The following is an 18,212-nucleotide window of genomic DNA, read 5'->3' on the forward strand; positions in this document are numbered from 1 at the left end:
ATGAATATATAGACAATTTTTAGAGGAAGTAATCAATGCAACATAATAATAAACAACGTGGTTTCACCTTACTCGAAGTAATGGTGGTGATTGTTATTTTAGGTATTTTAGCGTCAATGGTTGTGCCGAATTTGATGGGGAACAAAGATAAAGCAGATCAACAAAAAGCGGTGTCAGATATTGTTGCGCTAGAAAATGCATTGGATATGTACAAGTTAGATAACAGTATTTACCCAACAACAGAGCAAGGGCTTGATGCTTTAGTGCAAAAGCCTAGCTCGTCGCCAGAGCCGCGTAATTTCCGCGAAGGTGGCTATGTTAAGCGTTTACCACAAGATCCATGGCGCAATGACTATTTACTTTTAAGCCCTGGTGAAAATGGCAAAATTGATATTTTCAGTGCTGGCCCAGACGGACAGCCAGGTTCTGAAGATGATATCGGAAGCTGGAATTTACAAGATTTTCAATAAAATGGCTCAACATCGTCAAGCCGGTTTCACTTTATTAGAAGTGTTAATTGTGGCATTGCTAATGGGTTTGGTTGCCTCAGCGGTAACCTTATCGATTAGTGTTGCTGGGCCGGAACAAATGCTCAAAAAACAGGCGCAACGTTTTATGTCTGCCACCGAGATGGTGCTAGATGAAAGTGTATTAAGTGGCCAGTTTATTGGGATTGTGATTGACGAAGATCAATATCAGTTTGTGTTCTACAAAGAAGGCAAATGGATGCCTGTTGATCAAGACCGGCTGTTATCGGCTAAAAAAATGGAGGCCGGTATTACCTTAGATGTGGTGATTGATGGCATGCCATTAGTTCAAGAAGACGAGCAAGATGAGTCGTGGTTTGATGAACCTTTTATCGATGAACCGAGCGAAGAAGAAAAAAAGAAACACCCTGAACCGCAAATTTTATTATTTCCCAGCGGTGAGATGACCCCCTTTGAGCTAGGTTTTAATACGGTTAATGATGACCTTCAGCCCGTTAATGTGCTGGTTGTAGGTGATGCGTTAGGCCGCTTAACATTAGGGCGTGTAGATGAGTAAATTCACAGCATATCGACGCCCGCTGAACCTAAGTCATAAGCGTTTATCGACTCGAAACCGTGGTATGACATTACTTGAAGTTATTGTTGCCTTAGCAGTGTTTTCTATTGCAGCAGTATCGGTCACCAAAAGTTTGGGTGAACAAATGGCGAATATGCCCATTTTAGAAGAGCGTACATTAGCCCAATGGGTGGCCAGTAACCAAATGGTTGATGTGCGATTACCAGGTACTTTTCCAGACATTGGCCAAAAAACCGGTCAGTCAGAACTTGCAGGCCGTGAATGGTATTGGCGTCAAGAAGTGATTAAAACGACAGATGATAAGTTCAGGATGATCCGTATTAGCGTCAGTGACGATGATAAATTTAAGCGTGTTGTTGCCCAGGTGAGTAGTTATGTACATAACAAAGCCTAAGCATTCAAGCGGCTTTACGTTACTGGAAATGCTTATTGCGATTGCGATATTTGCCATGCTGGGGATTGCGGCTAACTCGGTATTGTCGGCGGTGATGAAAAATGATGAAGTGACCCAAGAGTTTGCGACTCGACTTAAGTCATTACAGCAAGGTTTTGGCGCGCTAGAGCGTGATCTGGGCCAAATGGTGGCGCGTACACCGCGATCATTTGAAGGTGAACGTAACAATCGATTTTTCCAAGTTGGTGACAATATTCTCGACTCAGAAACCCAAGCATTGGTATTTTACCGTTTAGGCTGGTTAAACCCTGATGGCATGTTACCCAGAGGCAGTTTACAGTCGGTTGCCTATGTGGTTCAAAATGGTCGTCTAGAGCGCTGGTATTATCCTTATCCTGAACCCGTATCGGGTGCAGAGCCACTAAAAAGTGTGGTCATTGATCATGTGTTATCAATTGAGTATTCATTTTATATTGATGATAAATGGCAGAAACAAGTTGATGGAAGCGTAATGCCAAAAGGGATTGCGATGGAAATAGAATTAGAAGGTTTAGGTAAAATCCAGCGTCGATTTTTATTGCCCAAAGGTGCACCAGCGATTAAGTCTGATAAAGACGATCCTAACGATTCAAATAATAAAGAAGACAATAATAGCGAAACTGATCCTAAAATAGATAATGGGAAAAACTCATAATGGGTGGCCAAAAGCAGCGTGGTGTGGCGCTCATCGTGGTTATGTTGATTGTGGCTATGGTAGTGATTATCGCGACCAATATTACCAGTCGTAATCAGCTTTCTATGCGCCGAACGCTTAATTTAGCCCAATATGATCAGGCCTATTGGTATGCGCTTTCTGCCGAAGAGTTGGCGATGAAAGTGCTCAAGCAAGATTTTGAAGATTCAGAAGGTACAGTACATTTACAACAGTACTGGGCGCTAGCGAATGTGGCATTTCCGGCTGAATATGGTGAAATCGTCGGTGAAATACAAGATATGCGGGCATGTTTTAACATTAATGCCGTTGGGCAAGCATCAAAAGAGAATGACAATGGTCAGCCAAAAATGACCGTAGCCGCTAAACAGTTCCAATCGTTACTGATCAGTTTAGGTGTCGATGAGTTTGGTGCAGAGCAGCTGACGTATACTCTAAAAGATTATATTGACGAAGATACGTTATCTGGCCCATACGGGGCTGAGGATGCCGAATATGAGTCGCGTAATGTGCCATATCGTGCCGCCAATACCTTGATGCAACATCGAAGTGAGCTGCGTGCTGTAATGGGCTTTAGCCAAAATGTTTATCTGAACATTTTGCCTTATGTGTGTGCAATACCGGGCGAAGATACCCAGTTATTGAATGTGAACACCATTAAAGTTGAGCAAGCCGCTTTACTCGCTGGGATGCTGGAAAATCAAATTTCAGTCAGTGAAGCTGAAAATATTATTAATAATCGCCCAGCTGATGGATATGAAAAAATTGATGATTTTTGGGAAAGTTCGTCTCTGAGTGGCATCAAATCAGAAGCGAACGTAAAGTCGAGTTTTGTGGTCGATAGCAAGTATTTTTTATTAAAAGCTGGCGCCAAAGTCGATAATGCAATATTTAGAATGGAAAGCGTACTTAAGCGCAATGGTAAAGATTTAGATGTGCTCACTAGGCAGTACGGTGGTCAACAATAATAACAAATTCATTGCGTAACAATACGTATTGAGATCGGTGGAGAATAACAGTGTCTGAACGGCTATTTATCCGGTTAGGAAAAACATCAGAACACCCATGTTCATGGCTGGTATGGTCTGAACAAGAGCAAGAAATTATCGCTTCTGGTGAGTTATCTGATGCTGCAAGTCTCAGCACTTTAGCTGATCGCGCGGGTAATCGTCCTGTTGATGTACTTGTGCCTGCGGCCAACATGACATTGACACAAATTATGTTACCCGAAAAAGGTCAACGCCAAGCATTAAAGGCATTGCCTTACATGCTTGAGGAATCATTAGCGACTAATGTCGATAACATGCACTTTGTGGTGGGCCCTCGTGAAGGTGAACTACTCAATGTGGCTGCGGTTGCGCATGAGCAAATGCAAACATGGCTTCAATGGTTGTATGATGCAGGCTTGAAAGTGAAACGCATCGTGCCAGATTGTTTAGCATTACCGTTAGATCAATGTCGTTGGGCAGCAATGAGTGTTGGTAGTGAATATTTAATCAGAACTTCAGAAGGCGGCGGTGTTAGCGTACCTAAAGCATGGGCTGAATTTGCATTACCGCAGTTATTAGCTCAAACGATGCTAAACCACACCGATGCAGATCCTCTTTTGGTAGCGGGTTATAGTGATGATATTGATTTTGTTGGCATTACAGTTGAAGCTAAGCCTTTAGATTTACCCATGATGATATTAGCCAAGGGCATCTTAAATGCGCCAATGAACTTATTAAGTGGTATTTATAAACCTAAGAGTGAGTACAGCAAACAGCTATTAACCTGGAAAAATACTGCGATTGTGGTGGTGGTGGCGATTGTTTTAGCATTGACGAATAAAGGTTTAGCTATTCATCAACTTAATAAGCATACCGCTGAGATAGAAGCTCAAAGCGAAATGCTTTTTAAACAATCTGTCCCTGGGGTTAATCGTATCGTTAATATGCGCTCACAAATGGGCAGTGAATTGCGCAGCATGCAAGGCCAAGGCGGTGGTGCAGTATTTTTTGAAATGCTAGATGGATTAAAGCCTGCATTTAGCAAGGTGCCAGAATTAAAACCCAATACTTTGCGTTATGAAGCCAATCGTAATGAATTACGGATGCAAGTGACTGCAAAAAATTATGCTCAAATCGATAAGTTTAAAGAGATTGTCATGAAAGACTACCTCCTCGACGGTGGAGCCATGAACAGTAACGAAGAAAGCGTTACCAGTACGCTGACGTTAAGGATTAAATAACATGGAAAATATGCGTAGTTGGTGGCAAAGTTTAGCCATTAGAGAGCAACAGCTGGTTGGTTTTTGTGCCGCAATACTGGTGGTCGGTATTTTTTATTGGGGCATTTGGACACCGATTTCCAATGCCCAAGAAACAGCAGAGCGCAATAATAGCGCCGCTCAACAAACGTTAAATTATGTAAAACAAACGGCCAATAAAATTGCTGGTCTGAAACAAGCGGGTGCACAAGCGAAAGTTCGCGGAAGTTTAAGTTCCATTGTTAATCAAACCGCTGGATTATATAAATTAGAGATCACGCGTATGCAGCCGCAAGGCGATAAGATCCAGCTATGGATGGATGATGTACCATTTGATGCGCTACTGGGTTACTTACATGACTTAGTCGAGCAAAAAGGGTTAACGTTAGACAGTGTTGATTTAACGGAATCAGACGTTGCTGGCTTTGTAAAAGTAAGACGTATTCAGCTTTCTCAGTAAGGGTTCTTTGTGAGTTTATTTTCAAAAATAGTCATTGGCGTCATTATTTACCTAGTGTTTTTATTGGTTTATTTACCAGCAAACTGGTTAGTCAGTATTGCTCCGTTACCCAATAATGTTGCCATCAGTGGTGCAGAAGGTACTCTTTGGCAAGGGCAAGCGTCCTTAGTTACCATCGACCAGCGCCAGATAGAGCAAGTCAGTTGGCAATTAAGTCCTTGGGGATTATTAGTTGGTAAAGCTGATATTGATTTTAAAATCGGCAATCGTGCTACGCCAGTGAGCGGTAAAGGCAGTATTAGTTGGTCATTTTCTGGACTGAGAGCAAACAATATTCGTTTTGACCTGCCGGATAGTTTTTTACTCGCAGGCGCTCGTTTACCATTTAAAACCCAAATTGATGGCGATGTAAGTTTAATGGTTGAAATCTTAGAGCAAGGTAAGCCATGGTGTGAGCAATTAAGCGGTAAATTATTTTTAAATAACACCAACGTTAAAAATCAATATGGTGTTTACCCTTTGGGTAACATCTCATTAGGATTGAGTTGTCTTGATGGCCAGTTAAAAATAGCCACAGATGAAACCCAAAACGTATTAGGTTTAACTGGGAACGCTATTTTAGGCGAGTCAAACTTGGTTAAAGTCAGTGCTAAAATTAAGCCGACAGATGCCCAACCTAAAGATTTACGTGAAGCGTTGTCATTCTTAGGCCGACAAGATAGCCAAGGATATTATCCTATAAACTATCAAGGTGTTGTGCCTGGTTTGTAATGTTTTGAGTAATGAAAAACTCACGTCTTGATATCACTATCAAGGCGTTTTTTTATATCAATGATAAGTCATCTATACATTTGGTTTATAAACGACTTTGAGAGAACTCAGCTTTTATATGATGATGATTCAAAGTTATTGCGGGCTATAGCAATAAAAGTGCCGATGATAATAATTGGTAATCAGTAATCGCAGGAAAGTCAGTAAAATCAATATGAGGTTTCTGGCTGTCTGGATTGCTAATTCCGAGTTGATAACCCACGCCTGCTTTTTTCGATGCAGCTAAAATCACTTCACTGTCATCAATAAATAAACACCGCGATGGATTTAAGTTAAATTTATCAAATGCATATTGCCAAAATTGCGGGTGTTCTTTGGGATAACCGCTTTCATGGCTAGACAGCATCAGGTCTAAACCTTGGTCTAAGTTGGTATGGATTAACTTAAGCGCTAAACTTTGCGGGTGTGCATTAGTTTGACGGCACAGATTGGTACACAGGTATGCATTTAGATTATCAATTTACTCGCAACTGGTCTGCAGGTTTAGGCATGGATTATATCGCTTTGGCACCTAACGATATATTGAGCTATCAATTCAATCTTCGCTATCAGTTCTAATTTTTAGTGGTTTTTATATCCTCTTATCAGCATGTTATTTCTAATGCTTAGATAAGAGGATATTTTTTATGTCGTTATTCTCTCTCTGTTTTGAGTCGTTATCAGCTTATATCATCACCATTTATCGCTGTTTAAGACGTTTTCTGCCGATAAAAACAGGTCACATTATTTTTGTGTTTGGTATAAGATTGAAGCTTGTGAAAACGACATCATTTGACGAGGCTTCAATGACACAGCGGCATAAAAAGCCGGAAATCCTGCATACCGAAATTGTTGCCAAAAGCCGACTGTTTCAAATTGAGCAGGTACACCTTAAGTTTTCTAATGGCGTAGAACGTCAATATGAAAGAATGAAAGGCGGTAGCAGAGGTGCTGTGATGATTGTGCCTATTCATCAAGGTAATTTATTATTAGCTAGCGAATATGCCGCCGGCACTGATAATTATGAACTAGGCTTTCCTAAAGGGTTGATCGATCCCGGTGAAACGGCAGTTGAAGCCGCCAATCGTGAGCTTCAAGAAGAAATTGGTTTTGGCAGTTATCAATTAACCCATCTAAAAGAGCTATCGCTTGCGCCAGGCTACTTTTCCAGCAAAATGCATATTTTTGTTGCTGAAAAATTGTATCCTAGTCGTTTAGAAGGTGATGAACCTGAACCGATTGACGTGATCCCTTGGCCACTATCTGATTGGCAGCTATTACTCGATAATGTCGACTTTTCAGAGTCTCGCAGTGTGAGCGCACTTTTTTTAACTCAGCAATATTTGAATATATCAATGCATAACCTTACCGATGAAAATAGTTGAGGGTGAATTTTGCTAACTAATGAGTCAATTCATTTGGTGTATTAATTCTGCATATAACCATACATACAGTAGGCGATAGCCTTGTTTATAGGTGTCCTTGTCAGGTCATCCTTATCGAATCCAGCAATTGGAGTAGTAATGAAGCCAGAAGATGTAATCGAGCAAGTCATAGACATTGCAACGGAAGCTGGGCAAACGATTCGCGAAATTTATCTCAAAGGTAACTTTAAACGCGAAACTAAGTCAGACAATACCCCTGTAACGTCTGCAGATTTAGCTGCCCACGATCTTATTTGTCGTAAGTTAGCTGAGCTAACGCCTGATATCCCCATCCTAAGTGAAGAAGCCGCTGATATTCCTTTAAGTGTCCGCGAAACGTGGAAGCGCTATTGGTTAGTTGATCCATTAGATGGCACTGGCGAATTTATTGCTGGAAGTGGTGATTTTTCTGTCATTATTGCTTTGGTGGAACATAATCGACCTATCATGGGAGTGGTCTATGTGCCGATGACTAAAGTGTGCTATTACGCTATTGCGGGCTTAGGTGCTTATAAGCGTGATGGTAAAAATGAGATCCGTATTACCAGTAAACAATTAACCGGTGATGAACCTGAAAATTTACGTTTGGCGGTCAGTCGTCGCCAAGATCCGCAATCGGTATTAAAGCTACTTAACAAACCTAATCGTTGTGAGTTAGTGGTAATGGGTGGTGCAGCATTGAAAAGTTGTCTAGTCGCAGAAGGGCGTGCCGATTGCTATGTCCGTTTAGGGCCGACAGGTGAGTGGGATACTGGTGCTGCGCAGATTATTATTGAAGAAGCGGGTGGAGCCTTGATTGATATTAATTTACAGCCTTTGACCTATAATGAACGTGAAACACTTGAAAATCCAAACTTTATCGTAGTAGGTAGCGCTAATCTTCCGTGGGATATATTGTTAACTAATTAATTTATATGTTTTTTAATGGGTGTTGATTGGTTCTTTGGATGTGTTGTTTTTTCGAACAGGTGTTAATTTATTAATAACATACTTAGCAACGATATCAGTAACGACATGCAACGATAGTCATCCGAAACCATAAAATGCGACCATATGGTGTAAACACTGATGGCAGTGTGAGGTTTTATCCGTTAATACCAGTGAGCTTACCGCTACTGTGACTAGATTTAATTATACCCGCTCAGATACACACAAAAATGCCCTCAAATGAGGGCATTTTGTTTAAATGGTTGATTGATGACTATCTAACCATTGATGTATCGTTTGTCTGTCGCCTTGAAAGATAACTCTGTCGCGTTTCTTTTCAAGTTGATACAGATACATAGGATCATAATAAATATCGAGTAACAGGCTTATCCAGTCTAAATGTTTACTGGTATCATTTTGGCTTTGTTGCATATTAAGTGCATCGTCAACCAAGCTCTGTAATTCTTGATGTTGTTTACCACCTAAGCGTTTACGGATCCCTAATAAGCTTTGAGTCAAATAAGCTTTAAATGCATCGAAACCAGCTTGTTCACCTAAAAGAGACACGTAATCAGCGAGTTTACTTTCTACATAGTCGTGGAGTAAACGCGGCAAACGTGCGTCTAATGGCTCATCAAGCAAAATAATATCAGCTTGTTGCATGGCGTGGTAAAAACTGTGTGGTAGTGCAGAGCGACCAATCAGAATACTTTCATCTTCTAATAATAAATGACGATGATGCTGTTGTTGATGCGAGAGTAATGCCACTGCTAAGGTATTTTCAAAGTTAATTTGGCTGGGTTGAGGGTCGATATTCTTACCAAAGCTCGATCCTCTATGATTGGCAATACCTTCAAGATCGACCGACTCATCTCGTTGATTAATCACTTCCGTTTTACCACTGCCGGTTATGCCACTCAAGATAAGTACTTTAGAGTGATTGGGTGCTTGCTCAATAGTATTAATTAAAAAAGTACGCATGGCTTTATAACCCCCTTCAATATAAGGGATATGCATGCCAGATTCTTTAATCCATTGCTGGGATAATTTTGAGCGTAAGCCACCACGAAAACAATATAAATAACTGTCCGGATGTTGTGTCAACTGAGTGAGCCAAGCATCTATACGCTGTTGCTTAACATTACCTTTTACCAACTCATGACCTAATGCGATAGCAGCATCTTGGCCATGCTTTTTATAGCAAGTACCGACTTTTTCGCGCTCACTATCTTGCATTAATGGTAAATTAATCGAGTGACTAAAGGCTCCTTTAGTAAATTCAATGGGGGCACGTACGTCGATTAATGAACGATTTTCTAATAAAAGTCTGCCATATTCTGAGCTGGGTATGACCATACTCATTAGCTTAATTCCACAAGGATATTGTGTCCGCTAGTATGAGGTTCATAGGTATTGAGCATGCCGATACAAATCGCTTCAATGCCATTAGTTTCTAATAATTGTGTCAGTTCATGTTCAGCCTCTGCACTGACACTAACTAATAACCCGCCACTAGTCTGTGGATCGCAGATAATGGCTTTTTGATGATCAGTTAAGGGCGGTAAATACTCACTGTAACTGTCAAAATTACGATGGGTCCCGCCTGGTATACAACCTAATGCAAGGTAGTCACTGACTTTAGCAAGAAGAGGGACTTTGGATAACACTAAGTTAGCTTTAAGTTGTGCGCCTTGGCAGACTTCAATCAAGTGGCCAGCAAGTCCAAATCCTGTTACGTCAGTTAGCGCGTTAACACCATCTATTTTAGCGATATCAACCCCTATCATATTGAGCTGACACATAGCATCAGGTGCAATTTGACTGTCTTCCTCTCGAAGTTTTTTCTGTTTTTGTGCGGTAGTCAGAATGCCAATACCAATGGGTTTAGTGAGGTATAAACGATCGCCTGCTTTAGCAGTATTATTTTGCTTTACTCGCTCAAGCGGAATTTGTCCTGTTACAGCTAAACCAAAAATCGGCTCTGGAGAATCAATACTGTGACCGCCAGCCAGCATAATACCGGCATCTGCACAGGCTTGGCGTCCACCATCAACAACTTGTTGGGCAATTTCTGCGGGTAATATATTAATGGGCCAACCTAAAATGGCAATTGCCATAATCGGAGTGCCACCCATAGCGTATATGTCGCTTATGGCATTAGTGGCTGCAATTCGACCAAAGGTAAACGGATCATCCACAATAGGCATAAAGAAGTCTGTAGTACTGATAATGCCAGTTTGTTCGTTAAGCTTATAAACGGCAGCATCGTCACGAGTTTGATTACCAACTAATAAATTAGGATCAGTAAAGACGGGGAGTTGTGATGCAAGAATGGTACTTAACACTTTAGGAGAAATCTTACAGCCGCAGCCTGCGCCATGGCTATATTCGGTAAGTTTAATTGCTTGCTGAGACATATTGGTTGATCTTTGATGGCGTATTGAGCGGTAATTATAATCACTATTGGCCCAAATATCTTGTTTTTTAGCCGTTTATCAAATTTAGTCGACCATTTAAAATGGATAAAAATATTATTATGAACATTGTTTTTTATTTTTTTTGCTGTTAACTTACCTTCCAATCAAGATAACTGATGTTAGGTGATCACTTTGGCAAGACGTAAAGAACATACTCATGAGCAAATAAAGACTATGGCTATTGAAGCCGTCGTAATGCATCTGCAGCATGACAATATTGAAACGTTGAGTTTAAGGAAGGTGGCCAGTCTAATAGGCTATGTACCAAGTACACTGATTAATATATTTGGTAGTTATCATTATCTATTATTAGCGGTGTCAGAGCAGACATTAGCGCAGCTAGCCACCAAGTTATCGTTGGAGATGAATGATAATCCACTGTTGAATATTCAGCAGATGGCGACAATTTATAGTGAGTTTGCCTTGCGGAATCGGCGTTGTTTTCGTTTAGTATTTGAGTTAAGTATGCCCGATGATCAGCCTTTACCAATTGCGCATTTAAGCTTAATAAAGTCATTGTTTGGTCTAGTTGAATCACAATTATTACAATACTTTCCAGAGGCCGACAGCCAAAAAATTGAAATGATGAGCAGAGTATTGTGGGGCGCTATTCATGGGTTAACATCTTTAGCACTAGATGGTAAATTATTTGAGGAGCAATCGTGTTTACAGGACATGCTCATCAGTCATGTACAGAGTTATATCGCAGGAATGAGCATTAAAAAGGAATTTACATGTTACTAACGAAACGATTTTTCCCTTATTTTGCCACCTTATGTTTAGGTGCGTTAAATGATAACTTTTATAAGAATGTGTTGCTGTTATTGGTGACCTACAGCCAATTAAGTGCATTACCAATTGATGTTAATTTATTTGTTAACTTAGCGGCAGGAGTATTTATCTTACCGTTTTTTCTGTTTTCAGCCCATGCCGGTATCGTGGCCGATAATATGGATAAAGCAAAGCTGATAAGACGATTAAAGCTATTAGAGTTAATCATCATGTCTACCGCCGCGATTGCGATCGTGACTCAAAGTTACATGATTATGTTAGTACTCCTGTTTTTAACTGGCAGTCAGTCGGCGTACTTTGGCCCAGTAAAGTATTCATTACTACCACAAGCACTTAGTGAACAGGAGTTGGTAAAAGGTAATGCGTTAGTTGAAATGGGTACCTTCTTATCGATTCTCATTGGGACGTTAAGCGCCGGCCTCGTAGTGTCAAACGAAAATGGTTTAGTTTGGGCCGCCATAACGGTAACCGTATTAGCCGTTGCAGGTTATCTTGCTAGTCGCGCTATACCTTCATTGCCCGCGCAAGGGGAGCTTAACCCTAATAAGTTCTCTCTGTTTTCTGGTACGTGGCGCTGCATCAATAAAGCTCGTGAAACCACTTCAATTTGGATGGCCATTTTAGCCATTAGTTGGTTTTGGTTTTTGGGTGCGACTTATCTGACTCAGTTTCCTAATTTTGCCAAATTGCATTTACATGCAGATGTCACGGTAGTGTCATTGTTATTAGCGCTTTTTTCTATTGGTATTGCCGTTGGTTCATTCGTGTGTGAACGTTTCTCTTTTGGCCATGTTGAGCTGGGACTATTACCGTTTGGGGTTTTGGGCCTGAGCGTGTTCAGTTTTGATATGATTAGCGCCATTCCAACTGCATCGGTTGAATTGGGGTTTGTGTACAGTTTTGAAGCCTTCATTGCTAACGCCCAACATTATCGGTTGATGATTGATTTATTTCTGGTTGGTTTAAGTGGTGGTTTGTTTATTGTGCCCTTGTACGCTTTTATACAAACTCGTGCAGAGAAGCAAGAATGTGCTCAGGCGATTGCGGCAAATAATATTATCAATGCATTTTTTATGGTGGGGTCTGCCATATTATCTATGGTGCTATTAAGTGTGTTCAATTGGAGCATACCTGAGTTGTTTACACTCATAGGTGCACTAAACCTTATTGTGCTGCTATATGTGTATTCACAAGTACCTGAGTTTACCCAACGTTTTATTAGTTACTTACTCAGTCATGTGATGTACCGGGTGAGAGTGTCTGGGCGAGAGCATATTCCATTGCAGGGGGCTGGCATTATTGTCAGTAATCATGTGAGTTATGTCGATGCTCTTATTATTATGGGCGCATCCACAAGGCCAATCAGGTTTGTGATGGATAAGTCGATTAGCGAGATCCCATTATTAAAGTATGTCTTTAGACATGCAGGCGTGATCCCGATTTGTTCACCTAAGAAGTGTGAGGCGACATACCTTAATGCGTTTGAACAGATACACCAAGCACTGGCTAATGATGAGTTGGTGTGTATTTTTCCTGAAGGCAGGTTAACCCCAGATGGAGATATAGGTGAGTTTAGACCTGGTATAGACAAAATATTACAACGTGATCCCGTTACAGTTATACCGTTAGCATTAACTGGATTGTGGGGATCTTATTTTAGCCATAAAGGCGGGCATGCGCTTACTACTTTACCTAAACGTTTTTGGTCTAAAGTTTCGGTAAGTATTGCGCCTTCCGTTGATGGCAGTCTCACCAATTGTAAAGTGTTGCAGCAGCAGGTGACACAGCAATTTAATTAACACACTTTAGTTGCTCAAAACAAAAAAGGTCACGCATATGCGTGACCTTTTGTATATTGTTAAAAACTTACGACGTATAAGCAGCTGTTAGGCTTTTCCAATTACGTTGTTGTTCAAGAAATTGGTTACGCAATAATTGTACTTGTTGTTTCAGATTGTGATCTGTAAGTTGCTTGCGTTTCGCCTCTAACAAGCTCTTTTTAGCTTGATAATAGTCAACTAAGTGTTGCTTCATCAGCTCATACTCTGCTTGAAAACTTTCTATAATTTCATCGCAGTTTGGTAAGTGAGCCACCTTATTTTGTGCTTGTAACAACTGCATTTGCAAACGTGCACTTTCAATACGCTCTTGCGACACTTTACGTAAATCAGTTGCCAAGCCAAACCAACTCATTAGTTTGATGAGCCATTTGGTTGGATCATAGTCCCACCACTTAATGCCATTACGATAATCATTTTCAAAAATGTGATGGAAGTTGTGATAGCCCTCGCCATATGTCAGCAATGCTAGAAAAGCATTATCTTTGGCGGAATTTTTATCTGTGTATGGTTGTTTACCCCAGATATGAGCTAATGAGTTGATAAAGAAGGTACAGTGATGTACTACCACCAGACGCAATAAGCCTGCCATGAGTACCATTGATAAAATATCGCCATTCAACCAGCCGATAAATGCAGGTAAAGCAATATTCATTAAAATCACTAAGGCTAAATAGTGCTTGTGTTGCCACATAACGATAGGGTCATTTTGTAAATCACGTACGTTGTTGTAGTCACTGTAACGGCTGGCTTGGTATTCGCGCAGCATCCAGCCTATGTGGCTGTACCAGAATCCCATTTTAGCGGAGTATGGGTCTTTATCATTATTATCAACATGTTTATGATGAATACGATGATCACTACACCAATGTAGTGCGCTGTTCTGTAATGCTAATGCTCCACCTAATGCATATAAAAATCGCACGGATGGGTGAGCTTTATAAGCTTTATGTGACCATAATCTGTGGTAACCCGCAGTAATCGATAGACCACTTGCGTAAGCGAAAACAACAAATGCAATCCATTCAATGCCATCAAAGCCATGGGTAAAACCACGCCAAGGGATTAATACCGCAGCGCCGATGAAAGTAATGGCAAATAACAAGGTATTAAGCCAAATGATTGGAGGTTTTTTCATTTAATAGGGTTCCAATAATAGGTTTAAATAAGTTGAGCGTACAATTGTACGCTAATTTAACTTAGGCGACTAGTCATGGTCAAGCTTAACAGGGCTGTGTTTCTGTTTTAAAAACGGTATTATCGTTGAATTAATATTGACTGAATGGATTAGTAAATGGGTGTAAGAGCGCAACAAAAGGAAAAAACCCGCCGTGCATTAGTAGATGCAGCATTTAATCAACTTAGTGCTGAGCGAAGTTTTTCCAGCTTAAGCTTACGTGAAGTTGCGCGAGAAGCTGGTATTGCCCCCACATCATTCTATCGTCATTTTAAAGATATGAACGAACTTGGCTTAACCATGGTTGATGAAGGTGGATTAACCTTACGGCAAATGATGCGAAAAGGTCGTCAACGTGCTGAGGCTGGTGGCAGTGTAATCCGTATTTCTGTTGACACTTTTATGGAAGTATTGGAATCAAATCCAAACGTGTTTCGAATATTGTTACATGAACGTTCTGGCACCTCTGCTGCATTTAGAGCTGCAGTTGAACGTGAAATTGAACATTTTATTTCTGAGCTAGCTCATTACACTGAAGCACAAGCTAAGCGCACACCTTTACTTGCGCGTGCTCAAGCTGAATCTTTAGTTATTTTAGTCTTTAATGCCGGAGCATCAGCGTTAGATTCAAAACGCAGCGAGCGAAGAGCCTTGGCTGACCAATTAGTGTTACAACTGCGTATGGTTGCTACTGGTGCTGAAGCTTTGCAGCATAAAATGGATAGCCGAGCATAAACGATTACGATATAAACTCACTATAAGCACATCAGAAACAAACAGGGCGCTAATCATTAGCGCCCTGTTTGGTTAATTTGCGTTACTTGCGTTCTAACAATACTCCCGACTCCATATGGTCGGTATAAGGAAATTGGTCAAATAACGCGAAGCGAGAAATTTTGTGGGTTTGGCTTAACGTCTGTAAATTGTCATTGAGTGTTTCTGGGTTACAAGAGATATATAAAATCCGCTCATAACCTTGGATCAGCTTCAATGTTTCAGGATCAATGCCTGCACGTGGTGGGTCGACAAAAATCGTATTGCAATCGTAACTGTCTAAATCGATACCTTCTAAGCGTCTAAACTGACGTTTTTTAGCCATGGCATCACTAAAGTCTTCTGCTGACATCCGTATAATCTGAACATTATTTACTTGATTAATATCGATATTATATTGCGCTGCATCAACCGAAGGTTTTGCCAGCTCGGTTGCTAATACACGCTTAAAGTTTTGCGCTAATGCAATGGTAAAGTTACCATTGCCACAATACAGTTCAAGTAAATCACCTTGGCTATTCTGAGTGACATCGATAGCCCACTCCAACATTTTTACCGATACTTTAGCGTTTGGCTGGGTAAAGCTATTTTCTATCTGCTTATAATGTAATTGCTTAGCATTGATTGTTAGCGTCTCGGTGACATAATCTTTGTCTAAATCGATTTTTTGCTTACGCGCACGGCCAATAATATTGACATTAAATTGAGCCGATAACTTTGCTTTCAAGAGCGTCGCCTGCTCACGCCATTCTTCATCAAGCTGGCGGTGATACAATAAAGACACTAATATTTCGCCACTCAAGGTCGATAAAAAATCAATTTGAAACAGCTTATAACGTAGCGCTGGATTGGGGATTAACTCCGCAATCAGCTCTGCCATCATTTCATTAATGATCACACCTGCGGGTAAATATTGATCGCAACGCACTTTTGCATTCAGTGCTTTATCAAACATGTAGTAATATAAGTCATCACCATCATGCCACATTCTAAACTCAGCACGCATGCGGTAATGCATAGGCTCAGAAGCAAAGACTTCAAGCGCTGGTGGATTGAAATCGGCAAAGGTCTTTTCTAGCTTGATGCGCTTTTGTTGTAATTGTGCATCGTAGTTTTTAGGATCCATTGCAGCTAAATTCATATCGTCCACCAAAGGCTGTAAAAAAGGGCGCAAATATTATACTAAATGACGCTGATGTCTAGTGCTACGCACCTAAGTATAAAATATCATGAACATTAATGCTGCGCACATTCATATTGGGAGCCCATATTGTCTGGACCTATTTTAGTATTCGACTCTGGTATCGGCGGATTGTCGGTATTGAATGAAATTAGAAAACAACTGCCACAGCATGATTATTGTTACTTATTCGATAATGCACGTTTACCTTATGGCAATTTGTCAGAGCAAGAGTTAATAACAGGCTGTGTTGCATTGATCACCCATCATGCTCAGCGTCTTAATGCCAGTATTGTGGTGGTTGCCTGTAACACTGCCAGTACCCTAGTATTGCCATTATTACGTCAACAATTAACTATACCAGTAGTTGGGGTTGTTCCCGCTATCAAGCCAGCAGCCATGTTATCAAAGAAAAAACACATTGGTTTATTGGCCACACCAGGTACGGTTAAACGCGATTATACTCAAGCGTTAATCAATCAATTTGCAGGAAACTGTAAGGTTGAATTATTTGGCACGTCAGATTTAGTCTTACTTGCAGAGCTTTATGTCGCTCAACAACCAATTGATATCGATAAACTCAATCATATCCTAGCACCCATTGCTGCATCGAATATTGATGTACTCGTACTGGGCTGTACTCATTTTCCAATGATAGCAGCAGAAATTAGTCATTATCTCGGTGATGGGGTAACACTACTAGATTCTGGAGAGGCGATAGCAAAGCGGGTGAGGTTTCTACTGAGTAAAGAACATAATGGTAATAAACAACTACAGGCATGTTATACCAAACAGATTAGCCAAGGGCTTAAAGCAACATTAGTCGATTATGGTTTTAGTGATTTTTCGCTGGTAACCATAACCGACTAACAACAGTGCTTAAGGAGTACTAAGAATCAGCTTCAATAGCGATTAGCTATTTTCTGAATCAGATTCTTGTGATTTAGCTTCTCTTACCTTTAATGTGCGCTCTTGAAAGCTGTAGTCATTTAATTTCGACATGGCTTTCTGTGCACCTGATTCAGACATCTCAACAAAACCAAATCCTTTACGACGCCCTGTTTTACGGTCTCGCACTAAACGAACTGAGTTAACCGGTCCGTATTCGCCAAACAATGCCTTTACTTCTCCTTCATGAACACGGTAAGGCAAGTTACCTACATATAGTGTCATAGTAGGACCAACATAAGGTTCATCAGACGAGCTTGAACCGTTAGAAGGTATAAAGGTGAAAATTAACGTCGCAACGACTACACCAGCAATAAACGCAACCGAAGATGGTGTACCGTTAAACTGAAAAAAAACAAAAGCGCCAAGAAGCGCCGCAATCAAAACAATCACGAATGATTTCTGCATAAAATAATCTCTAATGAATATAAAAATGATAAATAACTGTTAAATACTATTACATACTAATTAAAAATTACCAGATAAACCAGACTACTGTTGAAAAATTGAGCTCAAAAGTAACTTTAATATCAAAAATAACCATTTTGCTATTTAGTTAAAGACGCTTCTTTAACCGGAAAAGTTAAAAAAGAATCAATCTGCATAAAAGTTGGGCATTCAAAAGATTTCATTAATAAAAGCGCTTGCACTAAATCTTAAGCTGCCTATAATGCGCATCCACTGACACGGCAGACAGCGAAAGCAAAAACCAGTTAGCGTTATGAGCAACCACCTAGTGGTGTTGATAACAGGCAAAAAGAAGTTTGAAAAAACACTTGACGCCATAAAGGGATTGCGTAGAATACGCACCCCAAGCCAACGACCTAGCGTCTTACGGCGATGTCTGAAAAATTGACATCACGCTCTTTAACAATTTATCAAGTAATCTGTGTGGACATTCACAGGTATTGAGTTATTCGAAATTGTCTTCTGTTCTTCGGAATGTTGGCAATCAAAAAATTTAAACTCAATGCAACGATGAATGT

19 protein-coding genes and 1 pseudogene are annotated in these 18,212 nt (G+C 40.4%); 14 read left to right on the top strand and 6 right to left on the bottom strand.

What is annotated here, in order from left to right; genetic code table 11:
• Nucleotides 1-35 precede the first annotated feature (35 nt).
• The 8 genes from gspG to H5123_RS17140 are packed head-to-tail and all read left to right on the top strand — an operon-like array spanning nt 36 to nt 5,650.
• Nucleotides 36-470 carry a type II secretion system major pseudopilin GspG gene (gspG, locus tag H5123_RS17105; RefSeq protein ID WP_124017723.1) on the top strand — a complete coding sequence of 145 codons (435 nt, stop codon included), beginning with the start codon at nt 36-38 and terminating at the stop codon, nt 468-470.
• A gap of 1 nt (nt 471) precedes the next feature.
• On the top strand, nt 472-1,044 hold the full coding sequence (gspH, locus tag H5123_RS17110; RefSeq protein WP_124017722.1) for a type II secretion system minor pseudopilin GspH: 573 nt from the start codon (nt 472-474) through the stop codon (nt 1,042-1,044).
• On the top strand, nt 1,037-1,459 hold the full coding sequence (gspI, locus tag H5123_RS17115; RefSeq protein WP_259395689.1) for a type II secretion system minor pseudopilin GspI: 423 nt from the start codon (nt 1,037-1,039) through the stop codon (nt 1,457-1,459). Before gspH ends, gspI begins: the two co-directional genes overlap by 8 nt.
• A complete protein-coding gene (gene gspJ / locus H5123_RS17120) occupies nt 1,440-2,153 on the top strand; it encodes a type II secretion system minor pseudopilin GspJ (RefSeq protein WP_124017721.1) in 714 nt (237 codons plus the stop codon). Before gspI ends, gspJ begins: the two co-directional genes overlap by 20 nt.
• A complete protein-coding gene (gene gspK / locus H5123_RS17125) occupies nt 2,153-3,139 on the top strand; it encodes a type II secretion system minor pseudopilin GspK (protein ID WP_124017720.1) in 987 nt (328 codons plus the stop codon). Before gspJ ends, gspK begins: the two co-directional genes overlap by 1 nt.
• A 50-nt stretch (nt 3,140-3,189) precedes the next feature.
• Complete coding sequence (gene gspL, locus H5123_RS17130) at nt 3,190-4,401, top strand: type II secretion system protein GspL (RefSeq protein WP_182698734.1); 1,212 nt, start codon at nt 3,190-3,192, stop codon at nt 4,399-4,401.
• 1 nt (nt 4,402) lies between these two features.
• Complete coding sequence (locus H5123_RS17135) at nt 4,403-4,879, top strand: type II secretion system protein M (protein ID WP_124017718.1); 477 nt, start codon at nt 4,403-4,405, stop codon at nt 4,877-4,879.
• 9 nt (nt 4,880-4,888) lie between these two features.
• Nucleotides 4,889-5,650, top strand: a complete 762-nt coding sequence (locus H5123_RS17140; protein ID WP_182698735.1) for a type II secretion system protein N — start codon at nt 4,889-4,891, stop codon at nt 5,648-5,650.
• A 145-nt stretch (nt 5,651-5,795) separates the two neighbouring features.
• Here H5123_RS17140 and H5123_RS17145 read toward each other — a convergent pair.
• Nucleotides 5,796-6,125: pseudogene (locus H5123_RS17145) on the bottom strand (HAD-IA family hydrolase); the annotation flags it as partial.
• Between the two features lie 370 nt (nt 6,126-6,495).
• Here H5123_RS17145 and nudE point away from each other — a divergent pair.
• Both nudE and cysQ read left to right on the top strand, forming a co-directional pair.
• On the top strand, nt 6,496-7,074 hold the full coding sequence (gene nudE / locus H5123_RS17150; RefSeq protein WP_124017787.1) for an ADP compounds hydrolase NudE: 579 nt from the start codon (nt 6,496-6,498) through the stop codon (nt 7,072-7,074).
• Nucleotides 7,075-7,212: 138 nt separating this feature from the next.
• A complete protein-coding gene (gene cysQ / locus H5123_RS17155) occupies nt 7,213-8,022 on the top strand; it encodes a 3'(2'),5'-bisphosphate nucleotidase CysQ (RefSeq protein WP_124017712.1) in 810 nt (269 codons plus the stop codon).
• A gap of 273 nt (nt 8,023-8,295) precedes the next feature.
• Here the strand turns inward: cysQ and mnmH are convergent, their stop codons facing one another.
• Together mnmH and selD are read right to left on the bottom strand one after the other, a co-directional pair.
• Entirely contained in the window at nt 8,296-9,402 is a 1,107-nt protein-coding gene (mnmH, locus tag H5123_RS17160; protein WP_182698736.1) for a tRNA 2-selenouridine(34) synthase MnmH, read from the bottom strand.
• Complete coding sequence (gene selD, locus H5123_RS17165) at nt 9,402-10,457, bottom strand: selenide, water dikinase SelD (RefSeq protein ID WP_182698737.1); 1,056 nt, start codon at nt 10,455-10,457, stop codon at nt 9,402-9,404. The genes mnmH and selD overlap by 1 nt, the downstream gene beginning before the upstream one ends.
• A 192-nt stretch (nt 10,458-10,649) precedes the next feature.
• On the opposite strand from selD, the gene H5123_RS17170 reads away from it, so the two are divergent.
• Nucleotides 10,650-11,261, top strand: a complete 612-nt coding sequence (locus H5123_RS17170) for a TetR/AcrR family transcriptional regulator (protein ID WP_182698738.1) — start codon at nt 10,650-10,652, stop codon at nt 11,259-11,261.
• Nucleotides 11,252-13,108, top strand: coding sequence for an MFS transporter (locus H5123_RS17175; RefSeq protein ID WP_182698739.1), 1,857 nt, complete (start codon nt 11,252-11,254; stop codon nt 13,106-13,108). Before H5123_RS17170 ends, H5123_RS17175 begins: the two co-directional genes overlap by 10 nt.
• A gap of 67 nt (nt 13,109-13,175) precedes the next feature.
• Here H5123_RS17175 and H5123_RS17180 read toward each other — a convergent pair whose 3' ends face one another.
• Nucleotides 13,176-14,285, bottom strand: a complete 1,110-nt coding sequence (locus H5123_RS17180) for a fatty acid desaturase (RefSeq protein ID WP_124017707.1) — start codon at nt 14,283-14,285, stop codon at nt 13,176-13,178.
• A gap of 156 nt (nt 14,286-14,441) precedes the next feature.
• Here H5123_RS17180 and fabR point away from each other — a divergent pair, with 156 nt between their 5' ends.
• Nucleotides 14,442-15,059, top strand: a complete 618-nt coding sequence (gene fabR / locus H5123_RS17185; protein WP_182698740.1) for an HTH-type transcriptional repressor FabR — start codon at nt 14,442-14,444, stop codon at nt 15,057-15,059.
• An 82-nt stretch (nt 15,060-15,141) separates the two neighbouring features.
• Here fabR and trmA read toward each other — a convergent pair whose 3' ends face one another.
• A complete protein-coding gene (gene trmA, locus H5123_RS17190; RefSeq protein ID WP_182698741.1) occupies nt 15,142-16,239 on the bottom strand; it encodes a tRNA (uridine(54)-C5)-methyltransferase TrmA in 1,098 nt (365 codons plus the stop codon).
• 129 nt (nt 16,240-16,368) lie between these two features.
• On the opposite strand from trmA, the gene murI reads away from it, so the two are divergent.
• Nucleotides 16,369-17,148, top strand: coding sequence for a glutamate racemase (gene murI, locus H5123_RS17195; protein ID WP_124017704.1), 780 nt, complete (start codon nt 16,369-16,371; stop codon nt 17,146-17,148).
• A gap of 42 nt (nt 17,149-17,190) precedes the next feature.
• Here the strand turns inward: murI and H5123_RS17200 are convergent, their stop codons facing one another.
• Nucleotides 17,191-17,634: an RNA-binding protein gene (locus H5123_RS17200; RefSeq protein ID WP_182698742.1), complete on the bottom strand. Its 444-nt coding sequence runs from the start codon at nt 17,632-17,634 to the stop codon at nt 17,191-17,193.
• Nucleotides 17,635-18,212 lie beyond the last annotated feature (578 nt).

The sequence above is a fragment of the Shewanella sp. SR43-4 genome, assembly GCF_014163845.1.
GTDB lineage: Bacteria > Pseudomonadota > Gammaproteobacteria > Enterobacterales > Shewanellaceae > Shewanella > Shewanella vesiculosa.

Excerpts from the sequence above, each read along its gene's own strand:
- fabR (WP_182698740.1), top strand. The coding sequence starts at position 14,442 with ATGGGTGTAAGAGCGCAACAAAAGGAAAAAACCCGCCGTGCATTAGTA.
- H5123_RS17200 (WP_182698742.1), bottom strand. The coding sequence starts at position 17,634 with ATGCAGAAATCATTCGTGATTGTTTTGATTGCGGCGCTTCTTGGCGCT.
- selD (WP_182698737.1), bottom strand. The coding sequence starts at position 10,457 with ATGTCTCAGCAAGCAATTAAACTTACCGAATATAGCCATGGCGCAGGC.
- gspH (WP_124017722.1), top strand. The coding sequence starts at position 472 with ATGGCTCAACATCGTCAAGCCGGTTTCACTTTATTAGAAGTGTTAATT.
- H5123_RS17175 (WP_182698739.1), top strand. The coding sequence starts at position 11,252 with ATGTTACTAACGAAACGATTTTTCCCTTATTTTGCCACCTTATGTTTA.
- gspJ (WP_124017721.1), top strand. The coding sequence starts at position 1,440 with ATGTACATAACAAAGCCTAAGCATTCAAGCGGCTTTACGTTACTGGAA.
- trmA (WP_182698741.1), bottom strand. The coding sequence starts at position 16,239 with ATGAATTTAGCTGCAATGGATCCTAAAAACTACGATGCACAATTACAA.
- nudE (WP_124017787.1), top strand. The coding sequence starts at position 6,496 with ATGACACAGCGGCATAAAAAGCCGGAAATCCTGCATACCGAAATTGTT.
- gspI (WP_259395689.1), top strand. The coding sequence starts at position 1,037 with ATGAGTAAATTCACAGCATATCGACGCCCGCTGAACCTAAGTCATAAG.
- mnmH (WP_182698736.1), bottom strand. The coding sequence starts at position 9,402 with ATGAGTATGGTCATACCCAGCTCAGAATATGGCAGACTTTTATTAGAA.
- H5123_RS17135 (WP_124017718.1), top strand. The coding sequence starts at position 4,403 with ATGGAAAATATGCGTAGTTGGTGGCAAAGTTTAGCCATTAGAGAGCAA.
- cysQ (WP_124017712.1), top strand. The coding sequence starts at position 7,213 with ATGAAGCCAGAAGATGTAATCGAGCAAGTCATAGACATTGCAACGGAA.
- gspG (WP_124017723.1), top strand. The coding sequence starts at position 36 with ATGCAACATAATAATAAACAACGTGGTTTCACCTTACTCGAAGTAATG.
- gspK (WP_124017720.1), top strand. The coding sequence starts at position 2,153 with ATGGGTGGCCAAAAGCAGCGTGGTGTGGCGCTCATCGTGGTTATGTTG.
- H5123_RS17180 (WP_124017707.1), bottom strand. The coding sequence starts at position 14,285 with ATGAAAAAACCTCCAATCATTTGGCTTAATACCTTGTTATTTGCCATT.